Genomic DNA, 15,045 nt, shown 5'->3' on the forward strand with positions numbered 1-15,045 from the left:
CAGGAGCAACCTGAGGGGGCGTCTCATACTATGTCACGTTATATAGGCCATATTTAGAGATCAATTGACACTTTGTTAGGAGTGTCGAAACAGTTTTGGATGCGTCGGCATCAGAAGAACCCGGCACGGGGAGCCGTGACCTCGATGGTGCCCTTGACCAGTGCGAGCGCCGCCCCAAGTCGCGTCACATCGACCCGGCCGGCATCATCCAGCGCAGGAACTTCACGGGCTACGACGAGGCGATCCTCGCGTGGACTGACGCGATCGGCGTTCCGTCCCAGCCCTGACCGTGGCGGGCTGCCTGGCCTTCGGGAAGATCACCGGCGTGCCTGTCGTGCTCAACACATCTTTCAACGACCGAGAACCCATGGTCGAGACCCCCGCCGATGCCCTGGCCACCTCCAGGCCACCGATTTGGACGCCCTGTGCTTGGGCGACTACCTCGTGCAGAAAGGGCGCGACTCGCGGGTGTACGGGGCGCTCAGCTCGTCGATGGTCGTGATCCATGACACCGCCACCCAGAATCGTTTGTTAAAGATCTTTTCCGGATTGCTGGGTGGATCTTCCGCCGTACAGGGAGACGCGTTCGTCCTTGGTGAAGTCGAACTTCTCGTCGAGGAACAGGTCGTGGCGGAACGGGGAGAGGGCGATGTTGATCGTCCACTGTTCGTAGTACCACTCGGTGCTGGAGCCGCTGAAGCGAAAGTTGGCCTGGTAGCGAGCCCGCGAGCCTGGATTGAGTAGAAAGACCTGGCCGGGGTGGCGGTTGGTCGGGTAGGAGGCCCAAACCGGAGCGCGCATCACACGCATGTCCGGTCCGGCCTGTTCGAAACGCAGGCCGTTGAGCTGGGCGGGAAGATCCAAGCCGTCGAGAACGCCGACCGGCTCGTAGCCGGTTCGCTGGTCCGCGAGGATGTCATGGCAGGTCAGCTGGGCATCCGGCGGCGGTGGGAGCGAGCAGGCGGTGGGCACCCCCCGCCGCTTGGCCGCTTCCTCCGCGCCACGGCCCCGCTTGGTCCACCGGATCACGATCCGCTGCACGATCAGCATCATGCCTCGGACGCCATCGTGGCGCCGATTACCGTCTTCAGGTCGTCGGAGAGCGGATAGGGGCGCTCGGCCGGAAGGAGCGGGGTGACGTCCGCGCCGTCGCGGAGTGCCTGGTGGATGTCGTGCGCTCGCTGGGTGACGTCGGTGATCGTCAGCGTGCCGTCGAGGTAGCGGTCGACAGCCTGGCCGGACAGCCCGATCTGGATGGATCGGTACGGCAGGGCGTTCAGGTGCACGTCACGCTCGGGATCCCACTGGACGCGTACGGGATAGTCCCGCTTGTGCTGCGCGCCGTGGCTGAGGCAGGAGTGCGCGAGCGCCCATTCGAAGGCGTCGCGGGACAACTCGATGGCCAGAACCCGGGTCTGACCGGGCTTGGTGGCGTACCCGCAGCGGTACATCATCCACAGAAACGAGGGTTTGATCCAGGTCATCCGCTCGCGTTTGAACGGCGCGACGAATCGCTGGGCGGCGAGCGCCGGAGTGGCGATGGCCGGGTCATAGGCCTGGTAGACCGTGACCGCCTCCTCGGTGTAGACGGCCCGGATCTGCCGATAGGGCATGTTCATGCGCCCCAGCGTGACGACCCGGGCTCGCGACCGGCAACCAGATTAGTCATCGCTCGGGGACGGCCGGGCTGGGACGTTGGCCCAGGCGGGCAAGGGTTCGCGGGAGGGCGGCCAGTGGCTTGGGAGGGGGGAGCGGGTGGCGATGATGCCGCCGACGATGGCGCAGGTGGTGTCGATGTCGCCGCCGGCGGTGGCGGTGGTCCAGAAGGCCTGTTCGTAGTTGTCGAGGTGGCGGGCGGCGGACCACAGGGTGAAGGGGACGGTGTCCTGGGCGGAGACGGCGCGTCCGTTGCCCAGGGTGTGGGCGGCCAGGACGGGGTCGGTGAGGGGGAGGAGGCGGCGGGCTTCGGTGATTCCGTCGCGGACCTGGCTGGGTGGGGTGTGGTGGAGGACCTGGTCGAGGAAGCGGCCGGGGGTGAGGTCGGGTGTCGCCGCGGCGGTGGCGGCGGCCACGGCGATGGCGACGGCGCCCGCGACGGCTTCCGGGTGGGTGTGGGTGACCTGGGCCGACGCCTTCGCCTCCCGTACGGCTCGGGCCGGGTCGCCGGCGAACCACGCGCCGAGCGGCGCCACCCGCATGGCGGCGCCGTTGCCCCACGAGCCGCTGCCGTCGAACATGCCGGTGGCCAGGGTTCGCCAGTCGCCGCCTTCGCGGACCAGGCGCAGCATGCGGTTGGTGGCGGGGCCGTACCCGCGGTCGAAATCGTGGCGCGCGGCGAAGCTCGCGGCGAGTTCGTCCTGGTCGATGGTGCCGTGGTCGGTGAGGACGCGGTGGATGGAGCAGGCCATCTCGGTGTCGTCGGTCCACTGCCAGGGTCCGGGCGGCAGGGAGCGGTCGGTGAGGGCTTGGCGGTTGGCGGGGACGTAGAACTGGGAGCCGAGTGCGTCGCCGAGGGCCAGGCCGTGCAGGGAGGCGGTCGCGCGTGATCGGGATTCGGTCAGCATCGCCCTCCATTGTGGCACCGATCTTCCCAATCGGGTCCTTCGCGTTTAGGCCATAGCATCCGCCTGAGTCCAGCCGACACCATGTCGTGAAATTTCCTGCTAAATCATTGAGTCGGAATAGTTACCATTCCGAGCCGGTGATCCGAATAAGGTTCTCATGCTCGGGTTGTCGCAAACATGAGCCAGTGGCAGGATGGTGGACACCTTTGACCATGATCCCATTCTCGGAGTAAGGATTCCTTGTCATAAAAAAGGTTTCTTACCAACTCTCTCCGTAACGCAAGCTCGCCCAAATCGCGATGATCCATATCGGTCGCCTCATCGGTCTCACCTGCCCCCGGTGCAAATTTCTTCAGGCTTATAACAATTGCACCGTTCCGGACGTTTTGCGGTGCGCCAACCCGTAGGTTCTCCCCTTGTCTGAGAAGGGCTAGTTTGCCCAGGTAAAACTGGGCATGTGGGGGCAAATCGCCCAGGAGGATCACGTGGCGTCCGATGCAAACTGGTTTGATGCTGCCTACGAATGGTTCGTTCGCTCCAGTGCCAACGGCACCTGGCGCGACCTGATCCCCCTAGGACTGGCCGGCCTCCTCGTCTGGGGGCTGTGGCTCTACCGGGTGGTGCTGTCCCGGCTGGCCAAGCCGGTCGTGAACAGCTACCGGACCACGGTCTCCGTCGTCGTCCCGTCCTACCGGGAGGACGCCGAGATCCTGGTCCGCTGCCTGGCCAGCTGGCTGGCCCAGGATCCGTACGAAGTGATCATCGTGGTGGACGTCGGCGACACCGAATGCCACACGAAACTGCACGAGGTGGTGGACCCCCGGCTGAAGGTCCTCATCTACGAGCACTCCGGCAAACGCTCCGCGCTGGGCGTGGGCATCCGGGCGGCCCGCGGCGAGGTCGTGGTCTTCGCCGACTCCGACACCTGGTGGCAGCCGGGCCTGCTGGCCGCCGTCCAGATGCCGTTCGAGGATCCCTCGGTCGGCGGCGTCGGCACCCAGCAGAACGTCTACCAGCGGACCAGCAGCATCTGGCGGCGCATCGCCGACTGGCTGGTCAACCTGCGCTACTACGACTACGTGCCCGCGATGGGCAGCCGGGGCGGGGTGGCCTGCCTGTCCGGCCGGACCGCCGCCTACCGGCGCGCGGCCATCCTCCCGGTGGTCCACAACCTGGAGAACGAGTTCTTCCTCGGCCGCCGGTGCATCGCCGGCGACGACGGCCGCCTGACCTGGCTGGTCCTCGCCTCCGGATACAAGACCGTGCACCAGTCCTCGGCCCGGGCCATCTCGATGTTCCCCGACTCCTTCCGCGCCTTCGTCAAGCAGCGCGTCCGGTGGAGCCGCAACTCCTACCGGTGCTACCTGACGGCGCTGTGGAAGGGGTGGCTGTGGAAGACCCCGCTGGTCACCAAGGTCACCGTGCTGCAGATCCTGCTCACCCCGGTGACCATGGGCGTCACGCTCGCCTACCTGTTCTTCAGCAGGCTGGAGCTCACCCCGTGGGGCATCGGGCTGGCCGTCGGCTGGCTGCTGCTGGGCCGGGGCGTACGCGGCTGGTCGCACCTGCGCCGCCACCCCGCGGAGATCCTGCTGCTACCACTCCTCTGCCTGGTGGTCATCATGATCGCCCTGCCGATCAAGCTGTGGGCGTTCCTGACCATGAACAAGCAGGGCTGGCTTACCCGCACGTCCGACCAGGTAGGCGGGGCCGGCCAGAGCGCCGCCACGCTCAAGGGGATGGCCTGAGATGGCGCGTTTTGCCCCACTGACCCTCATCGCGGCGCTGGCGTTCGGTCTCGGTACGGCTCCCGCCGCCGCAGCACCTCCCGCCGCCCGCGACCCGGCGCCCACCACGTTCACCGCCGACGAAGCCGAAGCCCAGGCGGCTCTGGTGGACATGGAGGACCAGCGGCTGGTCCAGACCCGCGCCGCGCTCACCGCCCTGCTGCAGACCGGCGGCATCGAGGCCGCCCAGCGCAAGCAACCCCAGGTCTTCGTCTCGTCGCACGGCCGGACGCTGGTGCTGCCCGCGCGCAACACCAATGCCCCGTACACGCTCAGGGACCTGGCGGCGGTCGAAAAGGGCCGGTACGTCCGCCAGATGAAGGACGGCTCGGTCCTGCTCGGCATCCACGTCTTCGTGGCCGACGGCGCCCGCCTGCAGCTGCGCGGACCGCTGACGCTGCGGATGGGCAGCCTGCCCGGCTCGTTCAGCTCGATCGTCACGTTCGGCGGCAGCATCGAGATCAAGGGCACCGCCAAAAATCCGGTGCGCATCACGAGCTGGGATGTCCGTACCCAGCAACCGGACCGTTCCACGGTCGACGGGCGGGCCTACATCCGCGCGGTCGGCGGCGAGTTCGAGATGGCCTACGCGCAGGTCTCGGATCTCGGGTTCTGGAGCGGCCGCACCGGGGGCATCGCGCTCACCGGCACCGAGCGGCCGGCCAGCGCCTACCGGCACAGGACCAAGGCGCAGCGCCACCAGGACAAGGCCAAACGCCTGGCCGCCAACAACAACCCCGACAAGGGCGGCGGCAACTTCGGCGACGTGGAGACCATCCCGGTCGGCCCCGGCACCGCCTCCCACGTGCTCGCCGACGAGCTGGTGTCCGGATCGATCAAGAACAGCGTGATCACCGGTGACGCGTTCGGGCTGTTCGTGTCCGGCTCGAACCAGACGCAGATCATCGACAACAAGATCGTCGACAGCCTGGTGCACGGCGTGTTCATGCACCGGTTCGCCAAGAACGCCACGATCGAGAAGACCGAGGTGATCGGCAGCGGCGGTGACGGCTTCGTGCTGTCGCGGGCCACGGAGAAGGTCAGGGTCACCGACTGCCTGGCCCAGGGCAACGGCCGCAACGGCTTCACCGTCAACGGCCGGGCCCTCGCGCAGGGCCCGTCCGCGAGCGGCGAGTCGCTGGCCGTGTACGGCGACAGCTCGATCAACAGCAGCATCGCCCGCGACAACGGCCGCTACGGCATCGAGGTGCTCGGCGGCAGCCGGCTGGCCGTGCAGACCAGCGAAATCATCGGCGGCGACATGGGCATCGTGGTCCGCGAGGGCGCCAGCGGCGTGCAGATCTCCGGCAACAAGCTGACCAACCAGCGCCGCCAGGCGATCGCCCTGCGCGACGGCGCGACCGGCGCGCACGTGGCGGGCAACACCATCAAGGGCACGACCACCGGCATCTACCTGCGCGACTCCGACGGCACGGTCGTCGGAAACAAGGTCACGACGATCACGGACCCGAAGGCGCACGGCATCACCGTGGTCGGGCAGGCGGACGGGTCCGAGATCACCCGCAACACCCTCATCGGCTCCGGCACCAGCGCGATCAGCATCGCGCGCTCCTCCGGCAAGCTGAACAAGCACAACAACGACGAGGACGGCTGGAAGGACACCTCGACGTTCTGGGTCAAGGCCAAGCGCTACGTCAAACCCATGAACGTGATCTGGGCGTGCGTCCTCCTGCTGGTCATCGTCTCGGCGATCCGGTCCCGCGGCATCATGGAGAGGCGGCGGCGCGGCAAGATCCGCGACCCGTACGAGCTGCAGAAGCCGATGGAGGAGCGGCCGCTCATGCTGCTGCGCCACGCGGCGCGGGGTCAGGACCAGTCCGAGAACACCGCGCCCGTGCCCATGCCCGGCCGGGCGAGCAGGCATCGGCCGCCGGCGCACGCGGGTTCGACCCCGACGATCGGGGGCAGAGGATGAAGCGCCTGTTCCTCATCCTCATGGCGCTGACCCTGTCCGCGGTCGGCACCTGGGCGTACCTGTCCTACATCGACCGCCCGCCGCCGACGCCGGGCGTCAACGAGGTGTCCGCGGCGGATGCGCAGCAGCAGTCGACCCTGGTCGACCAGGAGGATTTGCGGATCATGCAGACTCGGGCCACGCTGTCCTCCGCGATGGCGCGGGGCGGTCCGGCCGCCGCGGCCGCCCGGGTGCCGCACATCTCCAGTTCGGCCAATGGCCGGACGCTGGTGCTGCCGCAGCGGCGTGAGCCGTACCGGGTGGCGGACCTGGAGAAGCTGGGTGGCGAGGAGTTCCAGAAGCAGGACGACAATTCGTACGTGCTGGGCATCAACGTGTTCCTCGGCCCGGGATCCAAACTGGTGCTCCAGAACGCGACCGGGCCGCTGGTGATCCGGATGCGCAGCGAGCCCGGCACCTTCGTGTCGATCGTGAGCTTCGGCGCGAGCATCCGCATCAACGGATCGGCCCAGAACCCGGTCCGGCTCAGCAGCTGGGACACCCACACCAGGACGGTGGACACCAAGGTCGCCGACGGGCGGGCCTACCTGCGCGCGGTCGGCGGGGAGCTCAAGATGAGCTACGCCATGGTCGAGCATCTCGGCTTCTGGAGCGGCCCGACCGGCGGGGTGGCCATGACCGGCAGCGACCGGCCCAGCCAGACCGCCAAGCGTCAGCTGCCTCCCACGCTCCCGGCGGGCACCGTCACCCCCACGGTCTCGCCCACGCCCACGCCCACCGCCGCGGGGGAGCGGCAGTCGAAGGTGCTCATGCCCAACGGCCAGCTCGTGCCGAGCGACGGCGGCGACGACGAGATCGTGGTCACCGACGGCACGGGCGGCGGGAAGGCCACCTTCCAGCTGCCGGAGGCCAACCTGGTCACCGGCGACATCACCGACACCACGATCACGGGCAACGCGTACGGGATCTTCATCACGGCCTCCAACGAGACCAGGATCACCAACGTCAGGGTGAGCGGCAGCCTGGTCGACGGCGTGCTGCTGCACCGGTTCGCCCGCAACGCCACCATCGAGAACACCACCGTGAGCAACAGCCGAGGCGACGGGTTCGTGCTGTCCCGGGGCACCCAGAACGTCACGATCACCGGGTCCACGTCCGAGCACAACGCCGGCAACGGCTTCACCATCAGCGGCCTGCCGCTGGCCCGGGGTCCGTCGGCGTCGGGGGAGTCGCTGCGCAGCTTCGGCGGCAGCTCGGTGACCAGCAGCGTGGCCCGGGAGAACGGGCGCTACGGTGTGGAGATCCAGGGCGGGGTCAAGCTGGCCGTACAGACCAGCGAGGTGATCGGCGGAGAGATGGGCATCGTGGTGAGCCAGGACGCCACCGGGGTGCAGGTCTCCGGCAACCGGCTCACCGGCCAGCGCATCCAGGGGATCGCGCTCCGCGACGGCGTGCGGTCGGCCCGGGTCAGCGGCAACATCGTCCGCGACACCGCGACCGCGATCTTCCTCAGGGACGCCGAGGCCACCATCTCCGGCAACACGGTCCAGTCCGCGTCCCTGCACGCGATCTCCCTGCTGGGCAACGCCGACGGCACCAAGATCACCGGAAACACCCTGGGCGGCGCGGGCCGCAGCGCCATCGACAGCAGCCGGGCGAAGGGCATCGAGACCCCCACGGCCAACAACGTCGACGGCTGGCAGGACACGGCCGGGTTCTGGACGATGGTGAAGCGGATCGCCAAGCCGATGAACATCATCTGGTTCGCGGTGATCGCGCTGATCGTGATCTCGGCCCTGCGGGCCATGCGCGGTGACGGCCCGCGGGTCGGCCGCAGAATCGTCCATCCGTACGAGAAGCAGACACTGCTGGAGGAGCGGCCGGCGCAGGTCCTGAGGACCGCCACCGCCCGCACTCCGGCGGGGAGGAGCTGAGCGATGCGCCTGGACATCGACAGAAAGACCCTGGTGGGAATGCTGGCCGGGGCCGTCATCACGGTGATCATCGTGGTGCTGGTACGCGGGATTTTCGGCGGCTCCAGCGAGCCGAGCATGCAAGTTGAGGACATTCATCCGCAAAGCGGTGGAACGACCGACTCCTCCCAAACGTCCCAGGTACCACAGGAATCGCAGGTGGAGGACCAAGAGGAGGATGACGTGGAACCGTTCGTTGCCCTGCAACAGCCCCCCGCCATCCCCGTCCCCACCGGCGAGGGAACGATCGACTGCCCGGAGGCCACGGTGACCGTCACCGACGCCGCCGGCCTCGCCGAGGCGATCGAGGCGGCCGAACCCGGCACCGTGATCAAGCTGGAGCCCGGCGTGTACGCGGGCCGCTTCGTGGCCACGGTCCCCGGCACCGAATCCGACCCGATCTTCGTCTGCGGCTCGCCCGAGGCGATCATCGACGGCGGCGGCGTCAAGAAGGGCTACGCCTTCCACCTCAACGAGGTCAGCCACTGGCGGCTGATCGGCTTCACGGTCCGCAACAGCCAGAAGGGCGTGATGGCCGACAAGACCAGCCACACGATCATCCAGGGCCTGACCGTGCACCACATCGGCGACGAAGCCATCCACCTGCGCAACTTCAGCAGCGACAACATCGTCCAGTACAACATGATCTACGCCACCGGCCTGCGCCGGGAGAAGTTCGGCGAGGGCGTCTACCTCGGCACCGCCGAGAGCAACTGGGCGACCTTCTCCGGCGGCCAGATGGACCGCAGCGACCGCAACCTCGTGCGCGGCAACGTCATCAGGGCCACCGCCGAGGCGATCGACATCAAGGAAGGCACCTCCGACGGCCGCGTCGTCGGCAACATCTTCGACGGCTCCGTCCTCGGCGGTTCCAAGCACAACGACTCCTGGGTCGACGTCAAGGGCAACGGCTACGTCATCGAGGCCAACACCGGCAGCAACACCAACGCGGACGGCTTCCAGACCCACAAGATCGTGGACGGCTGGGGCACCGGCAACGTGTTCCGCGCCAACATCATCGATCTCGGCAACTCCGGCGGATACGGCGTCAACGACACCGTCGGCGGAAACACCATCGCCTGCGACAACAAGGTCACCGGCGGCACGCTCGTCAAAAAGGGCAGCTGTTCCTGAGCACCGAGCTCAACCACACGCGAAAGGAAAGTACAGACATGAGCGACGCCGCACTCCCACGGCTGACGGTCATCGGAACCGGCTACCTCGGGGCGACGCACGCCATCTGCATGGCGTCACTGGGCTACGAGGTGGTAGGCCTCGACGTGGACGCCAACAAGATCAAGAAATTGCAGTCCGGCGAAGTGCCGTTCTTCGAGCCCGGACTGCCCGAACTGCTGGCCAAGACCATGGAATCCGGCCGGCTCCGCTTCACCACCTCCTACGAGGAGGCCGCCGCCCACGGCGACGTGCACTTCATCTGCGTCGGCACCCCCCAGCAGCCCGGCTCCGACGCCTGCGACCTCACCTACGTCGACGCCACCGTCCGCGCCCTGGCCGCCCGCCTGACCCGCCGCTGCCTGGTCGTCGGCAAGTCGACCGTCCCCGTCGGCACGGCCGCCCGGCTCGGCGACATGCTCCGCGAGCTGGCCCCCGCCGGGGACGAGGTCGAACTGGCCTGGAACCCCGAGTTCCTGCGCGAAGGCTTCGCCGTCGACGACACCCTGCGCCCCGACCGCCTCGTCTTCGGCGTCGCCTCCGACTGGGCCCGCGACCAGCTCACCGCGGCCTTCCGGCCGATCCTCGACCTGGGGACCCCCACCGTCGTCACCGACCTGTCCACCGCCGAACTCGTCAAGGTGGCCGCCAACTCCTTCCTGGCCACCAAGATCTCCTACATCAACGCGATGGCCGAGGTCTGCGAGGCCACCGGCGCCGACGTACGCGACCTGGCCAAGGCCCTCGCCTACGACGACCGCATCGGCGGCCGCTTCCTCCAGCCCGGCCTCGGCTTCGGCGGCGGCTGCCTGCCCAAGGACATCCGCGCCTTCGCCCACCGCGCCGAGGAGATCGGCGTCGGCCAGGCCGTCTCCTTCCTCCGCGAAGTCGACGCCATCAACCGCCGCCGCCGCTCTCGTACCATCGACCTGGTCAGGGAACTCCTCGGCGGCCAGCTCGACGGCAAGCGCGTCGCCTGCCTGGGCGCGGCCTTCAAGCCCAACTCCGACGACATCCGCGACGCCCCCGCCCTGGACGTGGCCCGCACCATGCACGGCCTGGGCGCGAACGTCCGTGTCTACGACCCTGCGGCTCTCGACAACGCCCGCCGCGCGTACCCCGAACTCAGGTACGGCACCAGCGCTCTCGACGTGGCCCAGGACGCGGACGTGGTGGTGCTGCTGACCGAATGGGCCGAGTTCCGGGAGATTCAGCCGTCCGCGCTGGCGCAGGTGGTCCGGAACCGCCGGATCGTGGACGGCCGCCATGCTCTGGACGCGGAGGCCTGGCGCGCCGAGGGCTGGGAGTACCGCGCTCTGGGCCGCCCCTAGTCACCCGCAGGTGGCGTGGTACGGCTCGACCGGGAGGTAGGTGCTCCACTCCGCGTACGGCAGGTCGCGGCCTACCTCCCGGCAGATCCGCGCCCTGGCGGCGTCGGCCGACAGCGACCAGCGGATCACCTTTCCGTCGTCGCCGCCGGAGAGCAGGTCGCCGCCCGAGGTGAAGGCCAGGGCGCGTACGGGTGCGTCGTGGCCGGTCAGCACGGCGACGCGGGTCCAGGTGGCGGTGTCCCACACGCTGATCGTGTGGTCGTCGCCCGCCGCGGCCAGGAAACGCCCGTTCCGGCTGAAGGCGACCACCTGGACGGAGGCGGTGTGCCCGGTCAGGGTGGCCACGGCCGTACCCGACCGGACGTTCCAGATCTTCACCGTCCGATCGGCTCCGGCGGTGGCGGCCAGCTTGCCGTCGGGGCTGAGGCTGACGTCGCGCACCTCGCCCTGGCCGGTGGCCCAGTCGAGCAGCCGGGTGTCGGTGGCGGTGTCCCAGACCAGGACGCTGCCCGCCGGGCTGCCGGAGACGAGCAGCCGCCCGTCCCGGCTGTACTCCAGCGTGGTCGCGATGTACGGCAGGCCGGGAATCGGCCGTTCCGACATCGCGGGGGTGTCCCAGCGGAACCGCCCCTGGGAGGCGGTGGCGACGGAGCGGCCGTCCGGATGGTGGGCGATGTCCGTGGAGGCGGCCAGGCCCGCGTACGGGACGGTGGCGATCCGGCGCCGGAGGGCCACGTCCCAGACGACGATGGTGTGGTCGCGGGTGAGGGCGAGGAGGCGTTCGCCGCCGGGGCTGAAGGCGATCGCCTGCACGTGGTCGGAGTGGTCGGCGAGAACGGCCAGTGGTGTTCCGTCCTGGTCCCAGAGGCGGACGGTGCCGTCCGATCCCGCGCTGGCGGTGAGCAATCCGTCGGAGCTGGTCTCGATGTCGTTGACGGCTCCGCTGTGGCCGATGAAGGGCGGCACGGCGTGCTCGCGGATCACGATGGTGCGGCCGAGCCCGGCGGAGGCGAGGGCGGCGCCGTCCCGGCTCAACGCCACCGAGCGGGCCTCGGCGCGGCCCCGATCCTGGTAGGTGGCGAGCGGCAGCCGCCGCGCCACATCCCAGATGGTGATATATCCGTATTCGTTGGCGACGGCGATTCTGCCGTTGGCGGGAGCGGAGACCACCCAGGCGAGCGCTTCCTGCGCGGGGATGTCGCCGAGCGCCTTCACCTTGCTCGCCCCGACGTCCCAGAAGTGCACGCCGCCATCGGTGGTGCTGGTGGCGAGGCGGCCGGTCCCGGCGTCGAAGTCGACGGTGTGCGCCCCGGGCGCGGGGACGGTGGTGACGCGCTCGCCGGTGGCGGCGCCCCACACGATCGGCTCGCCCTTCCCGTCGGCGGAGACGAGCAGCCGCCGGTCGGGGCTGAACGCCAGGGAGAGGACCTCGTGCCCGGTCGTGAGGGTCCGGCGGTGCTGCCCGCCGATGTCGCGGACCTCGATCCCGGTGTCCGTGCCGACCGCGACCGTGGTCCCGTCGGAGCTGAAGGCCAGCGCGCCGCTCAGCCGGTCGTACGCCTGCTTGAACAGGGCCCGGCGGGCGCGCACGTCCCAGACGATCAGCGATCCGGCGCTGGGCCCGATGGCGGCGGCGCTGGCGACCGAGGCCAGCAGGGTGGAGTCGGCGCTGAAGGCCACGTCCCTGGCGTAGTGGTCCACACCGTCGGCGTGGCCGGTGAGGCTGGCCAGGAGGGTGCGGCGGGCGGGGTCCCACAGGCCGATGGTCCCGTCCCGCCCCGCTGAGGCGGCCAGCTTGCCGTCGGGGCTCAGCGCGATGTCGAAGACCGGCGTGCCGCCGGTGTTGAGGTCGATCCGCCGCCGGGCCACGGCGGCGGCGCTCAGCATCGCGCCCAGGGTCTGCGGGTCGGGGCGCAGGCGGTGGGCCTCGACGGCCAGCAGCCCGGCCGTGTCGGGGTCGGTGGCCAGCAGCTGCCGGGAGGTGAGGGCGAGCTGGTGGGAGCTTTCGACGAGCTGCCGCAGCCGGGCCTCCCCGCCCTGCCGTACGGCGGTGACGGCGCCCGCGATCGCGAGCACCAGCATGACGGCCAGTCCGGCGGCCAGGCGTTTGAACAGGCGGGTTCGGCGTGCCGAGGCCAGGCGTTCGGTGTCGGCGAGGGCGCGTCCCGCCGCGAGGAAGGCGGCTTCGCGCTGGTTCAGCTCCTGCGGGTTCTCCTCGGCCCAGCTTCCCGCGGTGAGCAGCCGCAGGCCCCGGTAGAGGACGCCGGGGTCGCGGCCGAGCTCCGCCCAGGTGCGGGCGTCCTCGGTGAGCCGCCGGTGCGCCAGCAGGTCGGCCCGGTCGTCGGTGAGCCAGCGGTGCAGCCGGGGCCAGGCTCGGATGAGCGCCTCGTGCGCCACCTCGACCCGGTCGGCCGCCAGGACGATCAGGCGGGCCGCCGCGAGGGCGTCCAGGACGCCGTCGACGGCCTCGGGGTCGGCGATGCCGTCGAGTTCGGCCCGGTCCACGGGCCTGCGGGTGTCGTCGGTGCCCTCGCCGAGCGCGGTGAGCCGCAGGAAGATCCGGCGCGCGATCCGGCGTCCGGTGTCGTCGAGCAGGTCGTACTCGCGTTCCGCGGTCTGCGCGATGGCGCCGCGCACGCCGCCGCCGGCCTGGTAGGCGGCCAGGCTGAGGGCGGTTCCGGTGCGGTTCCGCCAGGTCTCCAGCAGGGCGTGGGACAGCAGCGGCAGCGAGCCGGGTGCTGTGCCGGTCTCGGCCACGATCGTGGCGAGCAGTTCGGCGTCCACGGTCAGCCCGGCCCGCGCGGCCGGACCTGTGATCATCTCGCGCAGGTCGGCGAGCGCGGGCGGGCCGATGAGCAGGGTCGCCTCGTCCGCCAGCGCCGCCACCAGGTCCGCGTGCCGGGACAGCTGGGCCAGGAAGTCGGCGCGCACGCCCTGTACTACGGTGGTGCGCCGGTCGGGTCCGAGGGCGGCGTCGAGCAGGGCCCGGATGAACAGGTCGCGTTCCGCGGGGTCGGCGCAGAGGGTGAAGACCTCTTCGAACTGGTCCACCACCAGCAGCACCCGGGTCTCCGGCGGGCCAGGGGCCATCGCGTTCCTGAGGGCGATGTCCAGCTGGGACGGGTCGCGCGCCAGATCCTCGCGCAGCCGGTCGGCGTCCAGGTCGGCCAGCTTGGCGACCTGCCTGGCCAGCGCCTCCAGCGGGCGGTCGCCCGGTGTCATCAGCAAGGTCTGCCAGCGCGGATCCCGGCTGGCCGGACCGAGCAGCCCGGCCCGCAGCAGCGAGGACTTGCCGCTGCCCGACGCGCCGAGCACGCTCACGATCGGCAGCCGCCCGACCCGGTCGAGCAGCCGTTCGGCCGCCTGGGCGCGGCCGAAGAACCACTCCTCCTGCTCGGGCCCGAACGCCCGCATGCCCTGGAACGGCGGCTGCGTCCCGGCGGTCACGGCCACCTGGCGAGATCGCTGCGGGGCGGCGAGCCGCCGGTCGCCGCGCAGCACCGCCTCGTGCAGCCGCCGCAGCTCCAGGCCCGGTTCGACGCCGAGCTGGTCGGCCAGCAGCGCCCTGGTCCGCCGGAAGACCTCCAGCGCCTCGGCCTGACGGCCGGACCGGTAGAGGGCGACCATGAGGTGCCCGCGGATCGACTCCCGGAAGGGGAACGTTTCCGTCATCGCCGTCAGTTCGGCGACGACGTCGGCATGGCGGCCCAGCTTCAGGTCGGCCAGCACCCGATCCTCGCCGGCGCGCAGCCGGGACTCCTCCAGTTTGAGCGCCGCCTGCCTGATCACCGGCGTCTCGGCGAGGTCGCCGTAGGCGGGGCCGCGCCACAGGGCCAGCGCCCGGTCCAGCAGGTCGCGGGCGGCGGCCGGGTCCTCGGCCAGCGCCGCGGCGGCCACGTCCCGGTCGAACCGGTCCGCGTCGAGCTCGCCGGGCCCGACCCTGATCGAGTAGCCGTACGTGTCGCGGGTGATGCGCTCCCCGTCCCAGAGGGTGCGGCGCAGCTGGTGGACGTACAGCCGCAGGTTCTCCGCCGCTGAGGCCGGTGGTCGTTCCCACAGCGCCTCGGCCAGCCGCGCGCGCGGGACAGGCGTGTTGGCCTGGCTCACCAGCACGCCCAGCAGGATCCGCTGCTTGGTCGATCGCAGCGGGAGCGCGGCCCCGTCGATTTCCACGGCAAGCGGGCCGAGCACGCGGAACTCCACTGTGGTTCCCCCGTCGTCGATTTCCAGCGTCGCCGCACGTTATCGAGCCAATGTACGCCCGACAAGAGTCGATATACG

General features: G+C 70.0%; 11 protein-coding genes. 7 read left to right on the forward strand and 4 right to left on the reverse strand.

Translation table 11 applies throughout. The annotated features are described in order from the left end of the window. The first annotated feature begins 95 nt into the window (after positions 1–95). Complete coding sequence (locus Amac_RS01445; RefSeq protein WP_155352410.1) at positions 96–287, forward strand: hypothetical protein; 192 nt, start codon at positions 96–98, stop codon at positions 285–287. A 2-nt stretch (positions 288–289) separates the two neighbouring features. Beyond that, positions 290–502, forward strand: coding sequence for a carbamoyltransferase C-terminal domain-containing protein (locus tag Amac_RS55800; RefSeq protein ID WP_373869792.1), 213 nt, complete (start codon positions 290–292; stop codon positions 500–502). A gap of 29 nt (positions 503–531) precedes the next feature. Here Amac_RS55800 and Amac_RS55805 read toward each other — a convergent pair whose 3' ends face one another. The 3 genes from Amac_RS55805 to Amac_RS01465 are packed head-to-tail and all read right to left on the reverse strand — an operon-like array spanning position 532 to position 2,564. Next, positions 532–1,053, reverse strand: a complete 522-nt coding sequence (locus Amac_RS55805; protein WP_155352411.1) for a hypothetical protein — start codon at positions 1,051–1,053, stop codon at positions 532–534. Then, complete coding sequence (locus Amac_RS01460; protein ID WP_155352412.1) at positions 1,050–1,619, reverse strand: DUF4291 domain-containing protein; 570 nt, start codon at positions 1,617–1,619, stop codon at positions 1,050–1,052. The genes Amac_RS55805 and Amac_RS01460 overlap by 4 nt, the downstream gene beginning before the upstream one ends. A 42-nt stretch (positions 1,620–1,661) precedes the next feature. After that, the gene (locus Amac_RS01465; RefSeq protein ID WP_155352413.1) at positions 1,662–2,564 is read right to left on the reverse strand and encodes an ADP-ribosylglycohydrolase family protein; all 903 of its coding nucleotides are present in this window, start codon (positions 2,562–2,564) and stop codon (positions 1,662–1,664) included. Between the two features lie 485 nt (positions 2,565–3,049). Here Amac_RS01465 and Amac_RS01470 point away from each other — a divergent pair, with 485 nt between their 5' ends. The 5 genes from Amac_RS01470 to Amac_RS01490 are packed head-to-tail and all read left to right on the forward strand — an operon-like array spanning position 3,050 to position 10,764. Next, positions 3,050–4,312: a glycosyltransferase family 2 protein gene (locus Amac_RS01470; RefSeq protein WP_218040820.1), complete on the forward strand. Its 1,263-nt coding sequence runs from the start codon at positions 3,050–3,052 to the stop codon at positions 4,310–4,312. A 1-nt stretch (position 4,313) separates the two neighbouring features. Continuing rightward, a complete protein-coding gene (locus tag Amac_RS01475) occupies positions 4,314–6,287 on the forward strand; it encodes a right-handed parallel beta-helix repeat-containing protein (protein WP_155352415.1) in 1,974 nt (657 codons plus the stop codon). Next, positions 6,284–8,221 carry a right-handed parallel beta-helix repeat-containing protein gene (locus Amac_RS01480; protein ID WP_155352416.1) on the forward strand — a complete coding sequence of 646 codons (1,938 nt, stop codon included), beginning with the start codon at positions 6,284–6,286 and terminating at the stop codon, positions 8,219–8,221. Before Amac_RS01475 ends, Amac_RS01480 begins: the two co-directional genes overlap by 4 nt. A 3-nt stretch (positions 8,222–8,224) precedes the next feature. After that, the gene (locus tag Amac_RS01485) at positions 8,225–9,394 is read left to right on the forward strand and encodes a NosD domain-containing protein (RefSeq protein WP_155352417.1); all 1,170 of its coding nucleotides are present in this window, start codon (positions 8,225–8,227) and stop codon (positions 9,392–9,394) included. 38 nt (positions 9,395–9,432) lie between these two features. Then, positions 9,433–10,764 (forward strand): UDP-glucose dehydrogenase family protein, encoded by a 1,332-nt coding sequence (locus tag Amac_RS01490; protein ID WP_155352418.1) that lies wholly within the window; start codon positions 9,433–9,435, stop codon positions 10,762–10,764. Here Amac_RS01490 and Amac_RS01495 read toward each other — a convergent pair whose 3' ends face one another. Beyond that, positions 10,765–14,955 carry an nSTAND1 domain-containing NTPase gene (locus Amac_RS01495; RefSeq protein WP_155352419.1) on the reverse strand — a complete coding sequence of 1,397 codons (4,191 nt, stop codon included), beginning with the start codon at positions 14,953–14,955 and terminating at the stop codon, positions 10,765–10,767. It lies immediately after the preceding gene. Between the last annotated feature and the right edge of the window lie 90 nt (positions 14,956–15,045).

The organism is Acrocarpospora macrocephala (assembly GCF_009687865.1).
Taxonomy (GTDB): domain Bacteria; phylum Actinomycetota; class Actinomycetes; order Streptosporangiales; family Streptosporangiaceae; genus Acrocarpospora; species Acrocarpospora macrocephala.

Bases quoted from the DNA above. Each gene is read 5' to 3' on its own strand.
- Amac_RS55805 (WP_155352411.1), bottom strand. From the start codon at position 1,053: ATGATGCTGATCGTGCAGCGGATCGTGATCCGGTGGACCAAGCGGGGC.
- Amac_RS01465 (WP_155352413.1), bottom strand. From the start codon at position 2,564: ATGCTGACCGAATCCCGATCACGCGCGACCGCCTCCCTGCACGGCCTG.
- Amac_RS01475 (WP_155352415.1), top strand. From the start codon at position 4,314: ATGGCGCGTTTTGCCCCACTGACCCTCATCGCGGCGCTGGCGTTCGGT.
- Amac_RS01480 (WP_155352416.1), top strand. From the start codon at position 6,284: ATGAAGCGCCTGTTCCTCATCCTCATGGCGCTGACCCTGTCCGCGGTC.
- Amac_RS01485 (WP_155352417.1), top strand. From the start codon at position 8,225: ATGCGCCTGGACATCGACAGAAAGACCCTGGTGGGAATGCTGGCCGGG.
- Amac_RS01490 (WP_155352418.1), top strand. From the start codon at position 9,433: ATGAGCGACGCCGCACTCCCACGGCTGACGGTCATCGGAACCGGCTAC.
- Amac_RS01460 (WP_155352412.1), bottom strand. From the start codon at position 1,619: ATGAACATGCCCTATCGGCAGATCCGGGCCGTCTACACCGAGGAGGCG.